This is a genomic window from Buttiauxella sp. AC038 (assembly GCF_979253565.1).
Window position 1 is genome coordinate 4,427,158 of sequence record NZ_CEEDCQ010000001.1, and the last position, 24,276, is coordinate 4,451,433.

Consider the following 24,276-nt stretch of genomic DNA (forward strand, 5'->3'; position numbering starts at 1 on the left):
GCTAAAACTCAAACTGATAAAGCAGATCAAGTGCCTGATCGATACCAGACACCGCTTCCAGATACAGCTTAGGCATCAGGCGATAACGCAGTGTTAGTGTCGCCAATGAGTCAAAAATACCCACTCCATATTTAACCTGGAGACCTGGCAGTACATAGCCACTGACCACCACTTGTGAGGAATCCCCCACCCCTGCGGTATCAAGCGCCAGATTGCTTACGCCAAACGTCTCGCCGATTTTACCCACAACCTGACCACTTTGTGCAACCCCCAAGCCAACAAGCATTGATGTCATGGCGTTACCATCGTCGCCAGAATTGTCTAAACCCTGCCCGCGAAGCAGGTAGGACAAGGCTTCTTGCTGTGACATGGCCGGATCAGAAAATATCTCAGCTTTCGGCTCATCTGCTGTTCCCGTGACACGAACACCAGCTATTACGTCGTTTTCTGTCGCTTCTGGGTTACGAATCGCTTCGATATTTAATAATGGCTGGTCTGGTGGACCTGAGAATAACAGCTCGCCTTTACGCACGATCAGATCCTGTCCGTACGCATGGAAACGCCCTTCAGGAATATTGATCTGCCCGTTCAGGCCGAGACCCTGACGGTCCTGCACCATTTTTAAATCACCATTCAGACGCGCTTTCAAACCAAACGCATCCAGGCGCACGTTGTTACCAACGTGAATAACCAAGTTACTGTTGATAGGAATGCTTGCCGTTTGCGGTTTAATCGGCTTCAGATTTTTATCCAGCATCACTTCATCACTGGACACGCCCACTGAGCTTTCCGGGACTTCGTGCACCACGATACGTGCCCACGGGATGTCTACACTACCATCAAGCGTGAACAAGCTCGGAGTCGCAACAAACTCAACGTCAGGCGAAACATCAAGGCGCACCATCGGCGGCACAGTAATGCGTACCTTATTGCCTTTCGCCGCCACGCGCGCACGCCAGTTGTCGATTTGCGTCCAGTCAGCATCGCCACTCAGAGCAATATCACCCTGCTTCGTACGCACTGTTCCGGCAAGCGTCGAGTTCATACCGTTAAAGTTCATTGCCAACTGACTTGGCTGCATATCAAACGGCATAAAGTTGCCGTCGATATCCACGCCGTTAACTTGCAACTGGCCGAAGACTTGCGGGCGCTCCAAATTCCCCGCCAGACGTAAGTTAGCGTTAATCTTGCCAGCGGCTTTTTCTCCGCGTGAGAACACCGAATTGGCGATAGCCAAATCAAAGTTGCGCATATTCACATTCCCCGCCAGGTTGCGGCGGTTTTGTGGATCGCTAATTTGAACCTGACCATCGAACTGGCCATTTTGAGCAATGCGAATCAACCAGCCTAGTTTGGCCTGGTTGTTTTTAAGCTCGGCATTGAGATTAAGCGTGTCGAACGCCACCAGCAGCGGGCTGTCGTTCACCATTTGCGTGACTTTCACGCCGTTGCCCGTGAGCGTAACTGAACCTTGTGGCAAGCCTTCAGATTCCGCATCCCAGCTCACATCCGCACGGCCACTAAATGTTCCCACCGCTTGTGTATCAGCTGGCATAAACGGTTTTAGCATCGCCAGATCAAAGCGGTTCAGATTGACCAGCGCACGGCCTTTCACACCTGCATCAATCGGCTGCGGTACACAAAGTTCGGCATTCGGGTTAGTCCAGCAATGCACACCGATATTGATTTTCTGCTCTTTATTGCGGTAATCGAGCGCCAATGAACGGTTAAGTGACCATGGGCCAACTGGCGTTTCAAATCGCGTATTGCTAAGACTGCCACGCCAGCGCTCCTCCGCACGGTCGAAGCTGCCGCTCAAATCAAGCTGCCCGGACACGGGTTCGCCCTGAATGCGCAGTTTTAGCTGGTGCTGTTTTTCGGAGCCTTTTGCGTCAAGCGTTACCAGGCTGAGATCGACACCTGGCTGGGAAATACGCTCAACGCGCAGATCCAGATTCCCGGCAATTTGATCGGTGGATTTCACATCCCCTTTCAGCAAGACTCGCGCAATCGACAGCTCCTGCCAGCGGAGGTTATTCGCGGTAAGGTCTGCCAGCAGCTGCGGCGCTTTCACATCGCCACGCACTTTAATCGTGCCTTTCGCTGTGCCGCCAAGTCCCGGTAAAGCATTGTCGAGATTTGGTGCATCGATGGTGGCATCAAGCTCCAGATCTTTCGGCCCTAACTCCCCTTTAACATCAGCACTGTTGCGCCCCAGTTCTATATGCAGCCCAGGAGTTTTCCACTGCATGTAACTGTTGCCGTTGAGCTTGCCGGTTACGTTTAGTTTGTTATTTTTGACATTCCCAGCAAGTTTCAGCTCGGAGACATCCACCTGCCAGCTGCCGCCATACAAACTGCCGCTGGTTTTCACCAGACCGTTGAGTTTCGCAGGCCAGTCCGGGAATTGCTTCGCCGTATTGATATCGTCGAGTTTCAGCTCGCCACGCCAGCTAATGGCTTTGCTCCAGTCGAGCACCGCTTTCAAGTCAGTGTTGCCCTGCAACGCAGCGACACGCAGCTTGTCGAGATTAAGCTGTTGCTCGTTGCCTGCCGCATCCAGAGTGATGGTGGCTGGCGGAATTTGCTCGCCTTTCACATCGCTACGGAACGACAATTTATAGTCGGTCATTTTGCCGCTGAATTTCAGTTTCAGGTTGTTGGCCTGGTACTCTTTCTTCCCGGTAAATGGCCAGTAAAGTTGCTTACTGACCACTTCAAGATTGAGCGGCAAGCCTGCTTCAGCAAGCTGAGTTTGCGCAGTGAGTTCAAGATCAACCGGGCCTGAGAGATTCATGCCCACTTTCAGCACATCCCGCAGCTCCCCACCAATCTTCATCTTCACCTTTTCACCTTTGATTGGGTCGATATTCAGCGTGGTGTTTAAGGTTAAGTCGACCGGCCATTTATCGCGTAATTCCGCGCTACCAGTAGCGTTGACCAGCCCTTGCGAGGAATCCACATCCAGTGCATCAAGCTTAAGAGAGCCATCAATACTGCTGACTTTTAGCAACAGGCTGCTGACCAGTAAATCGGTGTCGCCAGTCAGGCGTAAGTTCGCCCCACGGAATTCCTGAATATTCAGGTTCAGCGGCAAATGCACATCGGTCATTTCAGGCAAAACTGGCTTTTCAAACAATTGTTTGAGCGTTTCGCCCAGCGGCAACTCTTCTGGCTGCGGGTTCTGGATCTTCGGCTCAACCACCTGTTCCTGAGCAACTTTGGCCACTTTCGGCAATGCAATCAGCAAACCTTCGAGATTGGTTGGCGTAACGGTCACGTTGCGTTCTTGCCAGTTCAGGCCGGAAGTAAACTCCATCACCGAAACAGTGGTGTTATCAATCTTGATATTGACGTTATTAAGCGCCACGCGACTTAGGGTAATCGGATACGGCGTGGTGAGATTGAGCGGGCCGGTGTCTTCTTCCTGAACCGGTGCTGCCGGAGGCATTTTTTTGCTGTCGATAACGACATCAATGTCTTTAAGCGAGAGATTATTCACGCACAGGCTGCTATCACGCAGGCAGCCTAGTTTCACAGCCAGATTAATTTCGCCGGCATTCACATCAACGCCAGGTTGTTGGTAGCGCAAACCTTTGATGGTCAAATTGCGCCAGCCGCCCGTGACGCTTGCGATATCCAGCCCCGGCACCCAACGGTTTGCGGCGTTAAATAAGACGTGCAGCCCGGTGGTAGTCCCCACCAGGAAACCCACAGCACCAATCAACAGCACCACAAAAACCAACACCGCGAGGCTTATTTTCTTCCAACGACTCATAGTTCAGGCCCCAAACCGATGTAAAACTGTAAACCATGCTCATCTTTATCAGCCACCGGGACCGCTAAATCGAGTTTGATGGGCCCAACCGGCGACTGCCAGCGTACGCCAAAGCCTGCACCCGTTTTATAGTTACTCTGTTTGATATCGTTGACTGCTTCGCCAGAATCGACGAACACCGCCCCCCACCATTTCCCGGTAACGTTGTATTGATACTCCAGCGATCCGGTAATCATTTTTGACGCACCGGTCAGTTCGCCTTTGTCGTTTTCAGGGGAGATGGATTTGTAGGAATAGCCGCGAATACTGCGGTCACCACCGGCAAAGAAGCGTAAGTCTGGCGGCACTTTGTCGAAGTTATTGGTTTCAATCCAACCCACATTGCCACGCACCACAAAACGGTGTTTTTCCTGCAACGTTCGAATCCAGACTTGCTGCGCCTGGAATACCCCGAAATCGACGTCCGAGCCCCATGAGGTGTCGGAAATATCAATCGAATAGCGTTGGGAATCGCCCCAGGTTGGCATCAAACCACCACGCGAACGGGTACGGTTAAGGCTCAAACCCGGATAAAGCAGCATCGTGGTGTTGGTTACGTCTGCCTGGGTAAAGTGATCGAGACTCCAGCGCAGGTTAATGGCGTGCTGCCAACCGCTGGATAAATCCCAGTATCGTGAGACCGCAAGGGTGCTGGAGTCGGACTTAGTATCGTTCAGATCGGTCGCTTTAAAGCCGCCCTGCACCAGATAATATTGTTCCAGCGGGTTTTTAAGCAGCGGCATTTTGTAGCTGAAATCAACGATCTGTTCTGGTGCGGAAAGGCTGATGCTGCTGGTCAGGCTGTGGCCGTAAGAGTTCATCCACGGTTTTTTCCACGTCGCTTTTACGCGCGGCCCAACATCGGTGGAATAACCCACACCGGTTTCGATGGTGTTCTCAGTACGTGGTGAAACAACACCATGCAACGGTAATACTTTGGTTTCGCGAGACTTGTCGAATTCCGGCGCAACCACCACCGAATTAAACCAACCTGTCGCTGATAAACGGCGGTTTAACTCCGCCAAATCTTTCGACTGGTAGTAATCACCCTGTTTAAAAGGCACAAGATTTTGCAGGTACTCTTCGCGAATTTGTGAGCCTTCAAAAGTCACGGCACCAAAACGATAACGCTCGCCGCTGTTGTAATCGATGTCCCAGAACGCCTGGCGGCGCTCAAGCGAAACACCTAGCTGGCTTTTAAGGAATTCACTGTCGAAATAGCCCTTTCGCACCGCAATGTTGGAAAGGTCTTTTTTGAAGCTGTCGTAATCGTGATGATTGAGGATAGTGCCAATCTTCGGGCGCTCACCAAGCAGCGCGATGTAGTCTTTATCGTCACGTGCTCCGCCGCGCAGAATCACATCGGTGCCGCCAATCAGCACTGGCGGGCCGGGATCGACTTTGGCAATCAAAACCTGGCGTCCTTTGGCTGGTGGTGGCCGCAGGTCGAAATCAATGGTTGGCTCATAATAGCCGAGCGCTTTCAATCCATTACGGATAGCGTCATCCACACGCGCACGGAAACGCCTGTCTGGCGTAACTTCATCACTCTGGATAGTTGAAAGCTGAGCGCGAACGTTTTTTTGCAGTTCACCGCTTAGCCCTTCCACCTGTAAACGCACGTTGGCAGCGCTGGCCCACGTGCTTACCAGGCATAGGCAAGCTGAGCAAATAGTACGGAATCGTGGCACGTTTTCTCCTGAATATCCTTGTTCCCACCCCTGGAAGGAAACGTCTTTGTTACAAAACCCCAACAATTGGGGTTGAAAACTGCACAATAACCCAAATAATTCTTATATGTACTGTAGTCTCATACAGAGGAGTTATTGTCTGCAATAACACGCCTCGTTACAACCGCATGGCGGTTGTTGTTAAATTTAGCCAACATCGGGAGAGCATGACTGATGAAATTATTTGAGAAAACCCATCCCGTAACGCAGTCAGAAGCGTTGCCTGGTCGCAATACCCCGATGCCAATCGCCTCTTTACATGCGGTAAACGAGCATTCCATGACAAATGTACCAGATGGGATGGAGATCGCTTATTTCGCAATGGGGTGTTTCTGGGGTGTCGAGAGAATGTTCTGGAGAATTCCAGGGGTTTACAGCACCGCCGCAGGTTATGCCGGGGGCTTTACGCCTAACCCAACCTATCGCGAAGTGTGTAGCGGAATGACCGGACACACAGAAGCGGTGCGCGTGGTTTACGACCCGCAAGAGGTAAGTTACGAACAGTTATTGCAAGTGTTCTGGGAAAACCACGATCCAGCACAGGGAATGCGCCAGGGTGGTGACGTTGGTACACAATATCGCTCCGCAATTTACCCATTAACGCCAGAACAGGATGCCGCTGCCCGCGCAAGCTTCGCACGCTTCCAGGAGGCGATGACTCTCTCCGGAGACGAGCGCCACATTACGACTGAAATTGCCAACGCCGGTCCGTTCTATTATGCCGAGGACGACCACCAGCAGTATCTGCACAAAAATCCATACGGCTACTGCGGCATTGGTGGAATTGGTGTGTGTTTGCCGCCACAGAGTTAAAGCATTTGTACAATCGGTTACCCTCGTTTCGTTTACGGGTAAATGAGGGCTGTGATATGTTATATGGTAACATTTAAACTCCAATAATGACTCCATGCAGCCCTCCCAATTTTCTGAACCAACGGACTCTTCACCGTTAACTTCTCAGGCTCGTTACTCTTTAGCGTCATCGCAGGCGAAGCTGACTGCTAGATTAGTCTTCGGATTAAGCGCGCTAATTTTTTTGATGATTGTGGTGGCGCTGATTGTCAGCATTATCGAGTCATCTTCACGCTGGACGGCTTTATTAAGCAGCCAGGCCGCCGTGCTCACCTTGCTAGCTACCGCTATCTACAATGCACAGCGAATTTGCCAGTGGCGGGCAGAAAAGTTCTCACCAGCGCTTCAATCCGAAACGGCTCCTACTGAAACAGAACCTCCCCCGACAATTTATCAACGGCTTGGCGCACTCATTCCCATCAACTTTGAACGCATCAATGCGTTACTTAAGAGTGATGGTGTCTGGCTGGCCTCGATGGCGGCATTCGTGTTATTCGTCACACAGGCAGGCTGGGGAACCAATTATGTCTCGCTGGATGAGGGCAACCTGCGCTGGGTGGCGGTCGGCATTATTGCATTGGCGATGTTTGTCACACTGGTTGCGGAGCGCCATCTGGCAGCTACATCAAACGAAGCCTGGCCGGAAGCTAAATTCATTGCGCCGATATTACGCCTGACTCTCGCGGTGCAATTGCTCTCTTTGCCCGCACTGATATTCCCAACAACAAATCTCTCATTGTTGGTCAATCTGCCTGCGATCCTTGTGGTGTTGGTAGCGATTGAGTTTCTGCTGCGCGGCCTGTTCTCACTATTCACACCACCAGGTGAAGAAGGCTGCGAACCCAAGTTCCTTGCTCAAAGCCAATTGGCAGCACAACTCGTCTGGCCGCCACGCACGCTACTTTTTTTACAACGCGAGTTGCACCACCACTTTGGAATTGATTTACGCCAGCTTTGGGCATTCACGGTATTGCGGCGGGCATTTTTACCGGTGCTGGCAGTCATGCTGTTTTGCGGCTGGCTGTTGACCGGGATGCAGCAAGTTTCCCCAACCCAACGCGGTATTTATGAACGCTTTGGCAAACCGGTTGCCGTGCTGCCATCGGGCCTGCATTACGGGCTGCCCTGGCCTTTTGGCCAGGTGATACTGGCGGAAAATGGCCAGGTCCATGAGTTAGCTGCTGGAGAAGAAGCCGATACGCCTGCGGAGCCGCTGGCGAATGCCGAAGGGAATGCTCCGCAAAGCGCCGATCGCCTGTGGGATGCGATTCATAGCTTTGATAAAGCGCAGATTATTGCCAGCCAGAGCGGTAACCAGCAGGGTCTGCAAATCATTAATAGCGATGTCCGTTTTATGTGGCGCGTTGGCTTAACCGATAACGCAGCACTGGCGGCAACCTATAACAGCGTGAATTTGCCAGAGTTGATTCGTAGCACTGCAAACCAGGTAATGGTGCATCAGTTTTCCTCGCTGACTCTTGAGCAAGTTTTAGGGGAACAGCGCATCGAGTTAGCAAGCCAGATTAAGCAGGCAGTGCAGCAAAAACTCGATGGCCTGGATAGTGGTGTAGAACTGCTCTCAACCGTCGCCGAAGCTATCCACCCTCCAGCAGGGGCTGCTGATGCTTTCCACGGCGTACAAGCCGCGCAAATTTCAGCTCAAGCGCTGGTTTCACGCGAACGTGGGCATGCGGCAGAGCTGGCCGCCAGCGCACAAACTACGGCTACCGCGCGCCAGAACCAGGCACAGATGAACGCTACCGATGTGACCAGTAAAGCGCAGTCAACGGCTGTGCGTTTTGCCGCACAGAAACAAGCAGTGGCGAAATCCGGCCAGGTGTTTGTCGATGAATTATGGTTTAGCCAGTTGCACCAGACTTTAGGCAAAAGCCCGTTGTTAATTATCGACCACCGTATTGGCGCAACCTCGCAGCCCACTATCGACCTGCGCGAGTTTCCCTCGTTAAGCCAGGCAGCACGCAACGATGCACCTTCCAAACCGACACAGGAGTCTTCCCGTTGAGCCATTCACATCATCATGGTTGCAGTAGCGGTTGCCACCACAGCCACCATTCTGACGCTCCTGTAACTAAAGCCTGGAAGCGCATTGCTGGCGCAAGTGCGCTGGTACTCATTCTTGCCGCCGCCGCAAGCCTTGTGCAGGTTCGCTCTGGCGAATCGCTGATTATTACTCGGTTCGGTAATCCGGTACGCGTACTGCTCAATCCAGGTCTTGCGTGGCGCCTGCCCGCACCTTTTGAAATGTCGACCGCCGTAGATCTACGCCTGCGAACGACTTCGAGCGGATTGCAGGATGTGGGTACGCGGGACGGGTTGCGCATCATTGTGCAGTCATATGCGGTCTGGCAGGTTGATAATACCCCTGAGCATGTGCAGCGCTTTATGCGCGCGGTACAAAACCAACCCGATGAAGCGGCACGGCAAATTCGTGCTTATCTCGGCTCGGCACTCGAAACTACCGCAAGTGGCTTTACGCTCTCTCAATTGGTTAATACCGACAGCAAACAAGTGCAGTTAGACCAGTTTGAATCGCATCTGCAGGCGCAAATCAGCCAGCCATTATTGGAAAGCTACGGTATCCGGTTGGTGCAGGTTGGAACCGAACGCCTGACCCTGCCCGCGGTAACGCTTAACGCCACAGTCGATCGAATGCGTGCCGAGCGCGAAACCATTGCGACTGAACGCACCGCTGAAGGCAAACGCGCCGCGGCTGAAATTCGCTCGGCGGCAGAGCGTGATGCCCGCATTGTGGAGGCGACAGCCCAGGTTCAGGCTGCCGATATCGAAGCGCAATCTCAGGCGCAAGCCGCCGAAATTTATGGCAAGGCGTACGCCAGTTCACCTCAGCTATACAGCCTGTTACGCCAGCTTGATGCGCTCAGCGGCGTAGTTAATTCCAGCACCCGTCTGGTGTTACGCACTGATGCCGCACCGTTCCGCCTGCTGGTAGAAGGGCCAAAGCTGGATACAACTCATGAGTGAGCATCAAAAAAATAAACCTGCGGGCCCGTGGACACAGTCGATACGCCTCGCATTTTACGCACTGTATGCCCTGACACTGCTGGCAGCAGCGTCGTGGTTGTTTTCAAATATTCGCCAGATACCCGCAGACAGCCGTGCCGTGGTGCTTCACTTCGGCGCGCAGCAGCGAATTGCCGAACCGGGTTTATTGCTCACCTGGCCGCAGCCGATTAACGATGTGGTGATGGTTCCGGCACCTGACCGCGTGATTGAACACCACGTTACGGCGCTACTACGCTCGAATGATGCGCTGCATGCCGATGCTCGTGGCGATAACAGCAGCGATGCACTGGCGGGTTCCGGGTATCTGCTTACTGGTGACTCAGGCGTGGTGCAGCTGAATATCAGCGTGTTTTACCGTGTCGTCACGCCAATGGCGTATGTATTGCAGGGCGAACATGTGATTCCGGCTCTCGACCGGCTGGTTGAGCGTGCTGCCGTGGCGGTATGCGCCGCGCGCGATCTGGATACTATTCTTGTCGCCCGCCCGGAAATGGTCAGCGGCGATTTAAATGTCGCCCAGCAACGCGAACGCCTGCGTGCTGATGTTCAGCGCAACGTCGAGCAAAATTTGCAGCGCCTGGCACAATCAGGCAGTGACCTGGGGATTACGCTTGAGCGGGTTACTGTGCAATCCACCTTGCCGGAAACCACAGTCACCGCATTCAATGCGGTATTAACTGCCAGCCAGCAAGCGTCGCAGGCAATAGCCACCGCCAATACCGACGCCTCTTTAATTCGCCAGAAATCCACCCAGCTTGCCGACCAGACGCGCCAGACCGCTCAGGCACAGGCCCGGGAACGAGTGGCGAAAGCTCAGTCCGACACGGCAATGGTGAATCGCCTGGCCAACAGCCCGCACGACCCTGATTTGTTAGCGCGAGTTTACCGCGAACGCATTGCGGCAATTCTGGCGCAAGCTGAATCCGTCATTACCGTCTCTCCAAAAGATGATGCGAATTTGATCCTGCAAGCTGCTGGGCAAAAGGAACCTTCTAAACCATGAGTACCCACACTGTTAACCCCGGCGGCGCACTGAGCCATCAGGAACAACGGCAGATTACCCGGCAGTTGATACTGGCATTAGTCGCCAGCGGCACATTAATTCTTGGTCTGCTATGGCGTAGCCTGGCACCCGATCAAGTCGCGGTGGCCGATATCTTACTGGGTGCTGCATCGCTGATGGTCGGCATTCCGGTATTGCGCCACGCCTTTTACAGCCTGCGTTACCCGAGCTTGCATGGTATTACCGACCAACTGGTTGCGCTGGCGCTAATTGGCTCGTGGGCAATTGGGGATTTGCTCACTGCCGCATTGCTGCCGCTGATTATGATCGTCGGCCATATCCTTGAAGAGCGCAGTATGATTGGTTCGCAAGAAGCGATTGAAGCGCTAAGCAAATTGACCCACAGCCGGGCGCGACGCTTTGATGCAGACGGCAATCTCCATGAAATTGACAACCACGAACTGGTGGCTGGTGACATCGTCGAAGTGCGCGCAGGCGACCGGTTACCTGCTGACGGGCGCGTGCTGGAAGGAACGGCAAGCCTGGATACCGCACCGATCACGGGTGAATCCGTACCGCTGGAAGTGAAACCGGGCATGAACGTTTACGGTGGCGCAATCAATCTTGATGGGCGGTTGCGAATTGAAGTGACGCACATCGGCGAAACCTCAACACTCGGTCGCGTAGTGGCATTAATGCAAAGTGCCGAGCAAGCCAGCCCACCGATTACTCGCCTGCTTGAACGTCACGCGGCGCGTTATCTTCTGCTGGTTTTATTGATTGCCGCGAGCACCTGGTTTTTGACGCAAAACGACCAGGCCATGTTGGCGGTATTAGTAGCGGCCTGCCCATGTGCGTTGGTGCTTTCCGCGCCTGCAACATCTATTGCCGGGCTAACCGTTGCTGCTCGCCACGGCATTCTGATTCGCGGTGCGGCGTTCCTCGAAGAATTAGCCGAACTGAATGCGGTGATTATTGATAAAACCGGCACGCTCACACACGGCAAGCTGCAACTTCATGAGCTGATTCCTGAAGCGGGAGAATCGCCGGAAGTTCTGTCTGCACTGGCGGCGAGTCTTGGGGCCACCAGTAACCACCCGGTCAGCCGTGCGCTGGTCAATATCGCCCCGCAAAGTGTGTGGCCTGCACTTGAAAATGTGCATGAACACCAGGGTTTGGGTATTTCTGCCACTACAGCGGCGGGCGAGGCTTATCTCGGCCGACATGAGCTGTTAAAAACTCAGGTCGCTGATTTACCGGAAGAACCGCCACACGACGGGCCGATTGTCGGCCTGGTGCTGGCAGGGCGTTTCCGTGGCTGGATTTTACTGGCCGACAGTCTACGTGACGAAGCGGCCAGTGCAATGGCGGAGCTGCGTGATCTTGGGCTTAACCATCAACTATTACTGACCGGCGACCGTGAAGCCGTGGCACAACGCATCGCGAAGAACGTGGGGATTAGCGACGTTATAGCTGGGGCATTACCTGCTGACAAACTCCACCAGGTCAGTGTGCAAATCGACAATGGCTTCAGGCCAATGGTAGTCGGCGATGGGATTAACGATTCCCTGGCAATTAAAGCGGGTGTGGTTGGCGTTGCGATGGGTGCAGGTGGCTCTGATATCGCCATGGCATCAGCCGATATCGTGTTGATTGGCGGTGACTTGCGCCGTCTTGGCACATGCGTGCGTTTAAGCCGCCTGTGCCGTCGCACTTTACAGATGAACGTGCTGATTGGGCTGGGTTGGACGCTAGTGATTGTCGTCGCCGCCGCTTTCGGTTGGCTGGGTGCATCAGGTGCGGTGATCGCTGCGATACTGCATAACCTAAGCACGCTGTTGGTACTGGGAAATGCGGGAAGGATATTAAGGTTTGAAGAAAAGTTGAGCGGGTGATGGAAATAAGGCCCAGCAAAATTTATACTATTTGTAAGAACAAGTCTTACATGGAGAAATTTTGATGGCTCGAACAGTAACGGTCGATCTCGGTGACGAACTGCGTGACTTTATTGATTCATTAGTCGATTCAGGAGATTACCGAACACAAAGTGAAGTGTTGCGAGATGCTTTACGGCTGCTGAGGGAAAAACAGGCAGAATCCAAATTACAGCAGTTACGCGACCTGCTGGCTGAAGGCATCAGCAGCGGAGTCCCACAAATCTGGGAACAAGATACTTTTCTAAAACGGATGAAAGAAAAGGCGAAATCAAAGGATGAGAACAGTTGAACTGACACCGAAAGCGCAAGAGGATCTTGAATCTATCTGGTTATATAGCTTTGAACGCTATGGAGAAGCAAAAGCTGATTATTACATCACGCGGTTTTCAGATATTTTCAGTGTTCTTTCAGCGCACAACGTGGGCACATTACGACCCGAATTAGGTGACGGTATCTGTTCGCTGCCAGTTGAGCAGCACGTCATTTTCTTTCTCTACGCCCGGACCAGTATTACGGTCATTCGTATACTCAGCCATGCGCAGGATGCGACCCGGCATCTTTCCTGGTATTAGTGATTAGCAGCCCAAATTATGCCCTCTGGCAGCCTCACACACCCTTACGCTATACTACCCGTTGAAATTGCTGGCCCAACCTCCACGGACTGGCAGTCAAAACGTTTTAACCCTTAGATTTTCAACTACCCTTCCGAGGCTCTGGCTCAAAGCCGGATAAACTATGTTAAACAGTATTTTATTAATACTTCTTCTTATTTCCGTCAGTGCATTCTTCTCGATTTCGGAGATCTCACTGGCTGCTTCCCGCAAAATTAAACTCAAGTTGCTGGCTGATGATGGCAACCTTAACGCGCAACGCGTACTGAAAATGCAGGAAAGTCCTGGCATGTTCTTTACCGTGGTGCAGATTGGCCTGAACGCGGTGGCGATTCTCGGCGGTATCGTCGGCGATGCGGCGTTTTCCCCAGCCTTTAAAGTGCTTCTGGAGCGTTTCTTCTCGCCAGAAATGGCTGACCAACTGAGCTTTATCACCTCCTTTACCCTGGTCACCAGCTTGTTCATTCTGTTTGCAGACCTCACTCCGAAACGCATCGGTATGATTTCGCCTGAATCTGTTGCATTGCGAATCATCAACCCGATGCGCTTCTGTCTGTTTATCTTCCGCCCGCTGGTGTGGTTCTTTAACGGCCTGGCAAACGTCATTTTCCGCATTTTCAAACTGCCGATGGTGCGTAATGACGACATCACCTCTGATGATGTTTACGCCGTATTCGAAGCCGGAGCGTTGGCTGGCGTGTTGCGCAAGCAAGAACATGAGCTGATTGAGAACGTATTTGAGCTCGAATCGCGCACCGTGCCTTCTTCCATGACGTCGCGTGAAAACGTCATCTGGTTTGATTTGCATGAAGATGAGCAAAGCCTGAAGAACAAAATCGCCGAACATCCACACTCCAAATTCCTGGTGTGTAATGGCGATATCGACCATATCGTTGGCTACGTTGATTCCAAAGAGTTGCTGAACCGGGTGCTGGGCAACCAGAGCATGGCACTTAACAGTGGCGTTCATCTGCGTAATACGTTGATTGTGCCGGATACGTTGACGCTCTCCGAAGCACTGGAAAGCTTTAAAACTGCCGGTGAAGACTTTGCGGTGATCATGAACGAGTACGCGCTGGTGGTAGGTATCATCACGCTGAGCGACGTCATGACCACGCTGATGGGTGACCTGGTCGGCCAGGGTATGGAAGAGCAAATCGTAGCGCGTGACGAGAACTCATGGCTGGTTGAAGGCGGTACGCCAATTGGCGACGTAATGCGCGTACTGGATATCGACGAGTTCCCACAGTCCGGAAACTACGAAACCATCGGTGGCTTTATGATGTTTATGCTGCGAAAAATCCCGAAACGCACCGATTCGGTGAAGTTCTCCGGATATAAGTTCGAGGTAGTGGATATCGATAACTACCGCATCGACCAGTTGCTGGTGACGCGTATCGACAATAAGCCGACACCGTTGACGCCAAAACTGCCTGATGCAGACGATCAGAACGCAGCGTAATTCTCAAAACTCAGAAACACTAACGGCACCCTCGGGTGCCGTTTTTGGTACTTCTATTTAATATCCTAAATAATTCGAGTTGCAGAAAGGTGGCGAAGCCCACGAATTTCCAGGAGCATAATCCTTTATGTGACTGGAGTGACGGGGCAAGCCAACGTATCTGCGGCTTGAAGTATGACGGATATTTATGCCATGTCAGCCTGCATTCGCAGTACCTGGCGGTTTACTTCAGACATAACAGATAGATGCTGCTTATCTTTCACTTTTGGGATAAGAATCTTGCCCTTATCAAATTCAAAAGCGCCAACGTCCTTGATGTACAACCGTCCACGGAACAGGATTTTCACGTACTTCGCCACCTGAAGCGGGTTGTACCGTTGGAAAATTTTCATTCTTTTTTCTCCTGCAGTGTTAACACCCCTGCGGTTCCACATTTGGTCCGACAAAACGAGGCGAAAAATTTGGTGCCTGGAAACTATAGTCCATATACAAACCGACACCTAGTTTGCACAATCTTATTTACGGTTTGATTACAATTTCTCAGAATATTCTTTGCAAATGTAAACAAAACTTAGTCTAAGCCTTCAAATTCCAGGGATATGTGCGGTCGCCCGCAAACTGGCATCGTTGTTGCGGGACAGATAGCTATTCAGCACATATGATTAAAACGTCATAATAAGTGGTCCGATCACCTGCATATAATAAGGAGTCATCATGTCCCTACGTACTACTCTTGCGCTGACCTTGCTGTTGTTACCCCTTGCGGCATCGGCCCATACTTTTGAGAAAAATCAGCGTGTCTCACCTATCGGTATTACGGATAAAGGTGAGTTGATGCTCGACAATGATAAGTTTAGCTACAAAAACTGGAATAGTGCGCAATTGGTGGGAAAAGTGCGAGTGCTCCAGCATATTGCCGGCCGTACCAGCGCCAAAGAGAAAAATGCCGGGCTGATTGAGGCAATCAAAGCGGCAAAATTCCCACATGACCGCTACCAGACGACCACTATCGTAAATACCGATGACGCTATTGTGGGCACCGGAATGTTTGTGCGCAGCAGCCTTGAGAGCAATAAAACCCAATACCCATGGTCGCAATTTATCGTCGATAGTAATGGCGTGGCGCAGAAATCCTGGCAGCTGGAGACGGGCAGTTCGGCAATTGTGGTGCTGGATAAACAAGGTCGCGTGCAGTTTGCCAAAGATGGGCCGTTGACGCAGGAAGAGGTGCAGCAGGTGATCAGCCTGCTGCGAGAACTGTTGAGTAAATAGTTGCTTAGTAAATAGAAACGCGGAAGCCTGGGTTTAAGAATGACTCGCGCGGGGTGTAGTCGAGAGACTTGCCCTGCCAGTCATGAACGTGTGCTCCTGCCGCGGCCGCCACGGCATGGCCTGCTGCGGTGTCCCAAATGTTAGTTGGTCCAAAACGCGGATAAAGCTGCGCCTGCCCTTCTGCCACCAGGCAAAACTTAAGCGATGAGCCAATAGATGTGGTCTGGTGCTCGCCCAGTTGGTGCAGGTACTCTTTCAGCTCATCATCGCCATGCGAGCGGCTTATTACCACCAGCGGCGGACGGGCATCACGTACGTGGATCTGGTTACGTACGCCATTTTCTTCTTTCCAGGCTTTGCCTTCTGCCGCGCTGTACATCACGTTCAGCACTGGCGCATACACTACGCCCAGCACCGCTTTGCCTTTTTCGATAAGCGCGATGTTAACCGTGAATTCCCCGTTACGTTTGAGGAACTCTTTGGTGCCATCCAGCGGGTCCACCAGCCAGTAACGATCCCAGCTCTGACGGGTTTCCCAAGTCTGCGGATCTTCTTCTGAGAGTACCGGAATCTCCGGCGTCAATGTTTGTAGCCCTTGCAGTATGATGGTGTGAGCCGCGATGTCTGCTGCTGTTACGGGTGAGTCATCGGATTTGTGGGTCGCCTCCAGCGGCTTTTGCCCATCATAAACCTGCATGATGGCAACTCCAGCCTCCCGAGCCAGTTGGCAAATTTTATCTAACATTCTCCACCTCATGTTGTGTCGTGCGATTAACCTGTTGTTTTACTTATATCTCATCACGCCTGGTTGCGCTATCTGTGAACCCATTCCGGTTTACTTCGCCCTTTTTCTGGCACACTTCACACAATTGTAAGCAACAACGTTTATATACATAGCCTTTTGCGGCCTATCTCTAAAAAGGACCTTTAATCATGATCAAGTTTAGCGCAACGATGCTCGCCATGCTGGTTGCTACCAGTGCTCATGCGGCAACCGTTGACCTCCGTATCCTGGAAACCAGCGATCTCCACAGCAATATGATGGATTTCGATTACTACAAAGATACTCCAACGGAAAAATTTGGACTGGTACGTACGGCAAGTTTAATCAATGCCGCACGTGGCGAAACGGTAAACAGCGTGCTGGTCGACAACGGAGACCTGATTCAGGGCAGCCCGCTGGGCGACTACATGGCGGCGAAGGGTCTGAAAAAAGGCGACATCCACCCGGTTTATAAGGCACTCAATACGCTGGATTATGCGGTGGGTAACCTCGGCAACCACGAATTTAACTATGGCCTTGATTACCTACATATGGCGCTATCGGGGGCGAAATTCCCCTATGTGAATGCCAACATTATTGATGCCAAAACTAATAAGCCGCTGTTCACGCCTTACGTCATCAAAGAAACGGTAGTGAAAGATAAAGACGGTAAAGAGCAGACGTTACGCATCGGCTATATCGGTTTTGTGCCGCCACAAATTATGACGTGGGATAAAACCAATCTGGAAGGCAAAGTGACGGTGAAAGATATCACCGAAACCGCTCGCCAGTACGTGCCTGAGATGCGCAAGCTTGGGGCAGATTTAGTGGTCGTTATCGCCCACTCCGGCCTGTCCAGTGACCCTTATCATGCGATGGCGGAAAACTCGGTTTACTACCTCAGCGAAGTTCCAGGCGTGGATGCCATTTTGTTTGGCCACGCTCACGCAGTATTCCCGGGCAAAGACTTCGCCAATATCAAAGGTGTCGATCTTGAGAAAGGCACGCTGAACGGGATTCCGGCGGTGATGCCAGGCATGTGGGGCGACCATTTGGGTGTGGTCGATTTAGTGCTCAACAACGATAGCGGCGCATGGAAAGTCACCAGCAGCAAAGCTGAAGCACGTCCGATTTACGACAGCGTAGCGAAGAAAGCGCTGGTGCCTGAAGATGCCAAACTGGTGGAAGTGATGAAGCACGATCACGATGCCACTCGCGAGTTCGTCAGCAAGCCAATCGGTAAATCTTCCGACAATATGTACAGCTACCTGGCGTTGGTTCAGGACGATCCAACCGTGCAGGTGGTGAATAACGCGCAGCTCACCTATGTTGAAAAATACATTCAGGGCGACCCGGACCTCGCGAATCTGCCGGTACTTTCCGCAGCAGCACCGTTTAAAGTTGGCGGGCGTAAGAATGATCCGGCCAGTTTTGTCGAAGTGGAAAAAGGCCAGCTTACCTTCCGTAATGCCGCAGATTTGTATCTCTACCCAAATACACTGGTGGTGGTGAAAGCTACGGGCAAAGAGGTCAAGGAATGGCTGGAATGTTCCGCCGGGCAGTTTAACCAGATTGATGTGAACAGCACGAAACCCCAGTCGCTGATCAACTGGGACGGTTTCCGCACCTATAACTTTGATGTTATCGACGGCGTGGATTACCAGATTGATGTGTCACAACCGGCACGTTACGACGGCGAATGCCAGATGGTTAACCCGAAAGCCGAACGTATCAAAGGGCTGACGTTCAAGGGCAAGCCAATCGACCCGAACGCGACGTTCCTGGTCGCAACCAATAACTACCGTGCCTACGGCGGCAAGTTTGCCGGAACTGGCGACAGCCATATTGCGTTTGCGTCACCAGATGAAAACCGCTCGGTGCTGGCGAACTGGATTACCGCAAGCAAAGAGATCCACCCGGCCGCTGATAACAACTGGCGCCTGGCGCCGATTCACAGCAGTCAGAAATTAGATATTCGCTTTGAAACGTCACCGGGCGACAAAGCGGCGGCCTTTATCAAAGAGAAAGGCCAGTATCCGATGAAGAATGTGGGTAATGACGAGATTGGGTTTGCGATTTATCAGCTGGATTTAAGTAAGTAGTTTTCGTTCTTTTGTCGGATGTCGCTGCGCTAATCCGACCTACAAGTGCAGGGTTTTGTAGGGGGGATTACCCTTAGCGACATCCACCCGCTTAGTGTTAGCGTTCCGAACGGGACGCTAACACTCTTGGCAAATTCCCTTCGATCCAATCGGCAAGTTCAGCCACTTTCACGGCCACTTCACAACCCAGTGGCGTCAGGCTGTATTCCACATGCGGCGGCACAACCGGATACGATTTACGATTTACAAAACCGTCGGCCTCAAGCCATTGCAGCGTTTGCGCGAGCATCTTTTCACTCACACCACTCATCTTGCGGCGCAGGTCGCTGAAACGATGAGTCCCATCCTGCAAGGCCACCAGAATCAACACGCCCCAGCGGCTGGTGACGTGCTTTAACACATCTCGTGACGGGCACTGCTCGGCAAATAAATTGCCATCGCGCATTTGCTCGGTCAATGACTGCGGGCGGGTTTCAATCTCACTCATTTCATACTTACCTTTTTGTGCGTACTTACTTTAAGTTAGTGCTGGTGATAGTGTGGCACAACTTAACCAGAACACCCACAGGAGATTTACCATGATCGCGATTACCGGAGCTTCCGGCCAACTTGGCCAACTCGTTGTTGAAGAATTACTGAATACCGTTGCGGCTGACCAACTGGTTGCCATCGTGCGTAACCCGGCAAAAATTAAATCATTTGCTGACCGTGGCGTTCAGGTTCGTGCTGCCAGCTATGAAGATAAAGCGGCTTTGGTGCAAGCACTGAATGGCGTGGAAAAACTGCTGCTTATCTCTTCAAGCGAAGTGGGCCAGCGCGCGGTTCAGCATCGCAATGTGATTGATGCGGCTAAAGAAGCGGGCGTGAAGCTGATTGCCTACACCAGCCTGTTGCATGCTGATTCCTCGCCACTGGGCCTGGCAGATGAACATATCGCCACCGAAGAAATGCTAAAACAATCCGGCATTCCATTTGTGCTGCTGCGCAACGGCTGGTACACCGAAAACTATCTGGCTAGCGTACCGCCCGCTCTGCAACACGGCGTGTTTATTGGCAGCACCGGCGAAGGAAAAATCGCGGCGGCTGCACGTGCTGATTACGCCGCTGCCGCTGCGAAAGTCATGACACTGGATAACCAGGCGGGCAAGGTTTACGAATTAGCGGGCGACCACGGCTGGACGCTGTCTGAATTGACCGCAGAGCTAACGAAGCAAAGTGGTAAAACTGTGGTGTATCAGAACCTGCCAGAAGCTGATTTTAAGGCAGCGCTGCTGGGTGCTGGCCTGCCAGAAGGGTTAGCCGCAATGCTGGCAAACTCTGACGTTGGCGCATCCAAAGGTGGTTTGTTTGATGACAGCCACCAGCTAAGCGCCCTGATTGGCCGCCCAACCACTCCGCTTGCAGAGAGCATGCGCGCCGCGCTGTAAATGTTAACTTTCCGTTAAAGCTGAAGATCCTATATCCTTAATAATTCGAGTTGCAGGAAGGCGGCAAGAGAGTGAGTCCCGATGAGCTTACTGTAGTAAGTGATTCGGGCGAGCAAACGTAGCCAACGCATCTGCAACTTGAAGTATGAAGGAGATTGACGTGCAAGGCGTACCTGAACAATTTACTGATGAAAAAGACAACGCCCAATTCCGGCACCTGCCGCAACTGCCCGGCGTTGAGCTTTATCACGCCCATATTTCGCGTTACGCCTTTGAACCGCACACTCATGAAGCCTTTGGCATCGGCACGGTCACCTGGGGCGCTGAGCGCTTTCGTTATCGTGGTGTTCAGCATGTCGCCGCCACAGATTCGTTAGTGTTGATGAACCCTGATGAACTGCATACTGGCGAAGCAGCAACCGAAGACGGCTGGCAGTACCGTATGATTTACCTCGAACCGGAAATTCTTGAGTCAATAACCGGCTCGCGCAACTGGTCGTTTAATGATGTGGTCAAACACGACCCGCTGCGTGCAGGGCGAATTTCACAACTGATCAATGGGCTATGGCGCGAAGATGACTCACTGGCGCAGCAAGGGCTGTTGCTCAATCTCATCGAAAATTTTCAGCCATACGCTCGTCACTTACCATCCGGGCCGAAAGAATCGGCACACCGCTTCGAACAAATTCGCGATTATCTGCACGATAATTATATGCACCCGGTGACGCTCGACGAACTCGCCGCAGTGGCGTCGCTCAGCCCCTATCACTTTCAGCGCATGTTCAAAGCGCACTATCACGTTACACCTCACCAAATGCTGATGGCGATTCGCCTTTGGCACGCTAAGCGATTACTGACGAATGGCATGCCGGCTGCTCAAGTTGCCGCAGCCAGTGGCTTAACCGATCAGGCACATCTGACGCGTGCTTTTTCACAACGTTATGGCATCACGCCCGTGCGCTACCAGAAACAGGTCACCCGTTAGAGATACCGCAAGCTGGTACAATATTTTCGCCAGTCCACCACCTACACTCTACGCAAAGCGTTAAGTGGAAGAAGAAGATGTTAACTGGTGTGTTGTACGCCCTGCTGGCAGGGTTGATGTGGGGGCTGATTTTCGTCGGCCCGTTGATTGTTCCTGATTATCCTGCGGCCATGCAGTCGACCGGGCGCTACCTGGCGCTGGGGCTGATTGCGCTCCCTCTGGCCTGGCTTGGCCGTCAACGGTTGCGCCAATTGTGCCGTGAGGACTGGTTCACCGCGCTAAAACTTTCCACCGTCGGCAATCTCATTTATTACGTTTGCCTCGCCAGTGCGATTCAACGCACCGGTGCGCCGATTTCAACCATGATTATCGGCACGCTTCCCGTTGTGATCCCGGTATTCGCCAATCTGCTTTATAGCAAACGCGACGGCAAACTCCCGTGGCATCGCCTCGCCCCTGCTCTGGTGATTATCGCGGTAGGTCTGGTGATGGTGAATACTGCTGAATTACGCACCGGGCAGCTCGATTTTAGCTGGTGGCGTTACATCAGCGGTATCGGGCTGGCGTTTATTTCGGTTGCCTGCTGGGCGTGGTATGCACTGCGAAATGCCCGCTGGCTACGTGAAAACCCGGACAAAAATCCGCTGATGTGGGCGACAGCGCAAGGGCTCGCGATCCTGCCTTTTTCACTGTTCGGCTATATTGCCGTTTGCCTGTGGATGTCACACACCGAGAGCAACTTTGCCCTGCCCTTTGGGCCTCGCCCGGAAGTATTTTTGACACTGATGCTCGCCATTGCGCTGTTTTGTTCATGGCTCGGCGCGTTGTGCTGGAACATTGCCAGCCAACGTTTACCCACGGTTATCGTCGGCCCGCTGATTGTCTTTGAAACGCTGGCAGGCCTGGCTTACACATTTATGCTGCGCCACAGTTGGCCACCGCTTCTCACGTTGTTGGGGATAGTTTGCCTGGTCATCGGCGTGGTGATGGCTGTGTTAACCAAACCGCAGAAAAACACGCTCGCTGAAGTGGTGGTCGCCGCTGATAAGTAACGTCTTACCTCGAAATAGTCATAGCGCCGACCTAAAGATGCATTTAATATACACCTTATATTATCGACAACGAGGTATTTGCTCATGGCCTTCCGCGACCAACCTTTAGGTGAACTGGCTTTAACCATTCCGCGCGCTTCTGCGCTGTTCCGTAAATTGGATCTCGATTTCTGCTGCGGTGGCAAGCAGACGCTTGAACGTGCTGCAACGCGTAAAGAGTTGGATCTCGATGCGATTGAATCAGAGCTTGCAACGCTTGCTGAAGAACCCGTTGAGAAAGAGTGGCGCACGGCACCGCTCGCCGAAATCATCGACCATATTCTTGTGCGCTACCATGACCGCCACCGCGAACAGTTGCCTGAGCTGATTCTTCAGGCCACCAAAGTTGAGCGCGTGCATGCCGATAAACCTGACGTGCCGAAGGGGTTGGCGAAATATCTCACCATGCTGCATCAGGAACTGAGCAGCCATATGATGAAAGAAGAACAGATCCTGTTCCCGATGATCAAACAAGGCATGGGCGCGCAGGCGAACGGTCCGATTAGCGTGATGGAAAGCGAGCATGATGACGCGGGTGAATTGCTGGAGGTTATCAAGCACACCACCAATAACGTGACGCCGCCGCCGGAAGCCTGCACGACCTGGAAGGCGATGTATAACGGGATTAATGAGTTGATTGACGATCTGATGAATCACATTAGTCTTGAGAATAACGTGCTATTCCCGCGGGCTTTGGCTGGGGAATAAAGGTTAATCCCCCTCACCAGTGGCGAGGGGGATTATGATTACTTACGTATTTCCGCGATGCGTTTCTTGCCGATAAACATCCAGCACACACCCAACAACACAAACCACAATGGCGTCACGATCAGCGCCTGGCGGGTATCGGTTTCCAGCGTCAGCAACACAATCACAAACACGAAGAACGCCATACACATCCAGCACATGAACTTGCCGAGCGGCATTTTGTAGATGGATTTTTCATGCAGATGCGGACGCTGTTTGCGATACACCAGGTACGAACACAGAATAATCGTCCAGACGAACATAAACAGAATCGCCGACACAGTAGTGATCATGGTGAACGCTGCAATCACGTTGGGGTTCACGTAAAGCATCACCACGCCGCCCAGCAGGCAGATACAGGAGAAGGTCAAACCCTTCGCCGGTACAGCGCGCTTAGAGAGTTTGGCGAACGCCTTCGGTGCCATTCCATCTTGTGCCAGGCCAAACAGCATCCGGCTAGTTGAGAACACTCCGCTGTTTGCAGAAGAAGCCGCAGAAGTCAGCACCACAAAGTTGATGATACTCGCAGCCGCAGGCAAGCCCACCAGCACGAACAATTCAACGAACGGACTTTTATCCGCCACCACAGAGCGCCATGGCGTGACGGACATAATGACGATCAACGCGAACACGTAGAACATAATGATGCGGATCGGAATCGAGTTGATGGCGCGTGGCAGCGATTTTTCCGGGTCTTTGGTTTCAGCTGCCGTCGTTCCCACCAGCTCAATACCCACAAAGGCAAATACCGCTATCTGGAAGCCGGCGAAGAAACCGCTGATGCCTTTCGGGAACCATCCGCCGTCATTCCACAAGTTGTTGATGGAAGCCTCTACACCAGACGGGGAATGGAAGTGGGTCAAAATCATCACCAGGCCGATAACGATCAGCGCAACGATGGCGACAATTTTAATCATCGCAAACCAGAACTCCATTTCGCCGAACATTTTCACCGTGGCGAGGTTCAGGCTCAGCAGCAATACAATCACGGCGAGCGACGCTACCCAGTCCGATAAACCAGGGAACCAGAACTGCGCGTAGGCGGTTATCGCGACGACGTCCGCCATGCCGGTGACCACCCAGCAAAACCAATAAGTCCAGCCGGTAAAATACCCTGCCCACGGGCCGAGTAAGTCCGCTGCGAAATCGCTAAATGACTTGTATTCGAGGTTTGAAAGCAGCAGTTCACCCATCGCTCGCATCACGAAGAACAGCATAAAGCCGATAATCATATATACGAAGATGATGGATGGGCCCGCGAGGCTAATCGTTTTACCGGAGCCCATAAACAGGCCGGTTCCGATAGCGCCACCGATGGCAATAAGCTGAATATGGCGGTTGGTTAAATTACGCCGCAGAGACTGTTCTGACGGCTCTTCAGCAACGTCAGAAACCTTTATCTGATCTACCATGTTGTATTTTTCCTGTACCT

General features: G+C 52.4%; 20 protein-coding genes. 14 read left to right on the forward strand and 6 right to left on the reverse strand.

The annotated features are described in order from the left end of the window. Position 1 precedes the first annotated feature (1 nt). On the reverse strand, positions 2 to 3,778 hold the full coding sequence (gene tamB / locus AC0IXI_RS21055; protein WP_271130163.1) for an autotransporter assembly complex protein TamB: 3,777 nt from the start codon (positions 3,776 to 3,778) through the stop codon (positions 2 to 4). After that, a complete protein-coding gene (gene tamA, locus AC0IXI_RS21060) occupies positions 3,775 to 5,508 on the reverse strand; it encodes an autotransporter assembly complex protein TamA (protein ID WP_064515769.1) in 1,734 nt (577 codons plus the stop codon). The genes tamB and tamA overlap by 4 nt, the downstream gene beginning before the upstream one ends. 213 nt (positions 5,509 to 5,721) lie before the next feature. Between tamA and msrA the strand changes: the two genes are divergently transcribed. The 8 genes from msrA to paeA all read left to right on the forward strand — a co-directional run bounded on the left by msrA (position 5,722) and on the right by paeA (position 14,457). Beyond that, entirely contained in the window at positions 5,722 to 6,360 is a 639-nt protein-coding gene (gene msrA, locus AC0IXI_RS21065) for a peptide-methionine (S)-S-oxide reductase MsrA (protein ID WP_064515767.1), read from the forward strand. A 94-nt stretch (positions 6,361 to 6,454) separates the two neighbouring features. Next, positions 6,455 to 8,422, forward strand: coding sequence for a protease modulator HflK (gene hflK / locus AC0IXI_RS21070; protein WP_471683057.1), 1,968 nt, complete (start codon positions 6,455 to 6,457; stop codon positions 8,420 to 8,422). Further along, positions 8,419 to 9,402 (forward strand): protease modulator HflC, encoded by a 984-nt coding sequence (gene hflC / locus AC0IXI_RS21075; protein ID WP_422568252.1) that lies wholly within the window; start codon positions 8,419 to 8,421, stop codon positions 9,400 to 9,402. Before hflK ends, hflC begins: the two co-directional genes overlap by 4 nt. After that, positions 9,395 to 10,447: an SPFH domain-containing protein gene (locus tag AC0IXI_RS21080; RefSeq protein WP_471683058.1), complete on the forward strand. Its 1,053-nt coding sequence runs from the start codon at positions 9,395 to 9,397 to the stop codon at positions 10,445 to 10,447. Before hflC ends, AC0IXI_RS21080 begins: the two co-directional genes overlap by 8 nt. Beyond that, positions 10,444 to 12,342 carry a heavy metal translocating P-type ATPase gene (locus AC0IXI_RS21085; protein ID WP_424221186.1) on the forward strand — a complete coding sequence of 633 codons (1,899 nt, stop codon included), beginning with the start codon at positions 10,444 to 10,446 and terminating at the stop codon, positions 12,340 to 12,342. The genes AC0IXI_RS21080 and AC0IXI_RS21085 overlap by 4 nt, the downstream gene beginning before the upstream one ends. A 64-nt stretch (positions 12,343 to 12,406) precedes the next feature. Further along, the gene (locus AC0IXI_RS21090) at positions 12,407 to 12,673 is read left to right on the forward strand and encodes a type II toxin-antitoxin system ParD family antitoxin (RefSeq protein WP_064515754.1); all 267 of its coding nucleotides are present in this window, start codon (positions 12,407 to 12,409) and stop codon (positions 12,671 to 12,673) included. Further along, on the forward strand, positions 12,660 to 12,956 hold the full coding sequence (locus tag AC0IXI_RS21095) for a type II toxin-antitoxin system RelE/ParE family toxin (RefSeq protein WP_424221187.1): 297 nt from the start codon (positions 12,660 to 12,662) through the stop codon (positions 12,954 to 12,956). The genes AC0IXI_RS21090 and AC0IXI_RS21095 overlap by 14 nt, the downstream gene beginning before the upstream one ends. A 163-nt stretch (positions 12,957 to 13,119) precedes the next feature. Continuing rightward, complete coding sequence (paeA, locus tag AC0IXI_RS21100) at positions 13,120 to 14,457, forward strand: polyamine export protein PaeA (protein WP_471683059.1); 1,338 nt, start codon at positions 13,120 to 13,122, stop codon at positions 14,455 to 14,457. A 185-nt stretch (positions 14,458 to 14,642) separates the two neighbouring features. On the opposite strand, the gene AC0IXI_RS21105 is transcribed toward paeA, so the two are convergent. Beyond that, positions 14,643 to 14,849, reverse strand: a complete 207-nt coding sequence (locus tag AC0IXI_RS21105) for a DUF1107 domain-containing protein (RefSeq protein ID WP_064515746.1) — start codon at positions 14,847 to 14,849, stop codon at positions 14,643 to 14,645. 322 nt (positions 14,850 to 15,171) lie between these two features. Here AC0IXI_RS21105 and AC0IXI_RS21110 point away from each other — a divergent pair, with 322 nt between their 5' ends. Continuing rightward, entirely contained in the window at positions 15,172 to 15,729 is a 558-nt protein-coding gene (locus tag AC0IXI_RS21110) for a YtfJ family protein (protein ID WP_064515743.1), read from the forward strand. 4 nt (positions 15,730 to 15,733) lie between these two features. On the opposite strand, the gene cysQ is transcribed toward AC0IXI_RS21110, so the two are convergent. Then, entirely contained in the window at positions 15,734 to 16,474 is a 741-nt protein-coding gene (gene cysQ, locus AC0IXI_RS21115) for a 3'(2'),5'-bisphosphate nucleotidase CysQ (RefSeq protein ID WP_064515740.1), read from the reverse strand. Positions 16,475 to 16,662: 188 nt separating this feature from the next. On the opposite strand from cysQ, the gene AC0IXI_RS21120 reads away from it, so the two are divergent. After that, complete coding sequence (locus AC0IXI_RS21120; protein ID WP_471683060.1) at positions 16,663 to 18,594, forward strand: bifunctional 2',3'-cyclic-nucleotide 2'-phosphodiesterase/3'-nucleotidase; 1,932 nt, start codon at positions 16,663 to 16,665, stop codon at positions 18,592 to 18,594. Between the two features lie 97 nt (positions 18,595 to 18,691). On the opposite strand, the gene AC0IXI_RS21125 is transcribed toward AC0IXI_RS21120, so the two are convergent. After that, positions 18,692 to 19,081: a winged helix-turn-helix transcriptional regulator gene (locus AC0IXI_RS21125; protein WP_064515735.1), complete on the reverse strand. Its 390-nt coding sequence runs from the start codon at positions 19,079 to 19,081 to the stop codon at positions 18,692 to 18,694. A gap of 91 nt (positions 19,082 to 19,172) precedes the next feature. On the opposite strand from AC0IXI_RS21125, the gene AC0IXI_RS21130 reads away from it, so the two are divergent. From AC0IXI_RS21130 to ytfE, 4 genes are all read left to right on the forward strand, one after another. Further along, positions 19,173 to 20,021 carry an SDR family oxidoreductase gene (locus AC0IXI_RS21130; RefSeq protein ID WP_471683061.1) on the forward strand — a complete coding sequence of 283 codons (849 nt, stop codon included), beginning with the start codon at positions 19,173 to 19,175 and terminating at the stop codon, positions 20,019 to 20,021. Positions 20,022 to 20,181: 160 nt separating this feature from the next. Next, entirely contained in the window at positions 20,182 to 21,006 is an 825-nt protein-coding gene (locus AC0IXI_RS21135) for an AraC family transcriptional regulator (protein ID WP_471683062.1), read from the forward strand. Between the two features lie 77 nt (positions 21,007 to 21,083). Further along, positions 21,084 to 22,058 (forward strand): DMT family transporter, encoded by a 975-nt coding sequence (locus AC0IXI_RS21140; protein WP_422568278.1) that lies wholly within the window; start codon positions 21,084 to 21,086, stop codon positions 22,056 to 22,058. 84 nt (positions 22,059 to 22,142) lie between these two features. Further along, complete coding sequence (gene ytfE, locus AC0IXI_RS21145) at positions 22,143 to 22,805, forward strand: iron-sulfur cluster repair protein YtfE (protein ID WP_424222192.1); 663 nt, start codon at positions 22,143 to 22,145, stop codon at positions 22,803 to 22,805. A 38-nt stretch (positions 22,806 to 22,843) separates the two neighbouring features. Here the strand turns inward: ytfE and cycA are convergent, their stop codons facing one another. After that, positions 22,844 to 24,256 (reverse strand): D-serine/D-alanine/glycine transporter, encoded by a 1,413-nt coding sequence (gene cycA / locus AC0IXI_RS21150; protein ID WP_064515719.1) that lies wholly within the window; start codon positions 24,254 to 24,256, stop codon positions 22,844 to 22,846. Positions 24,257 to 24,276 lie beyond the last annotated feature (20 nt).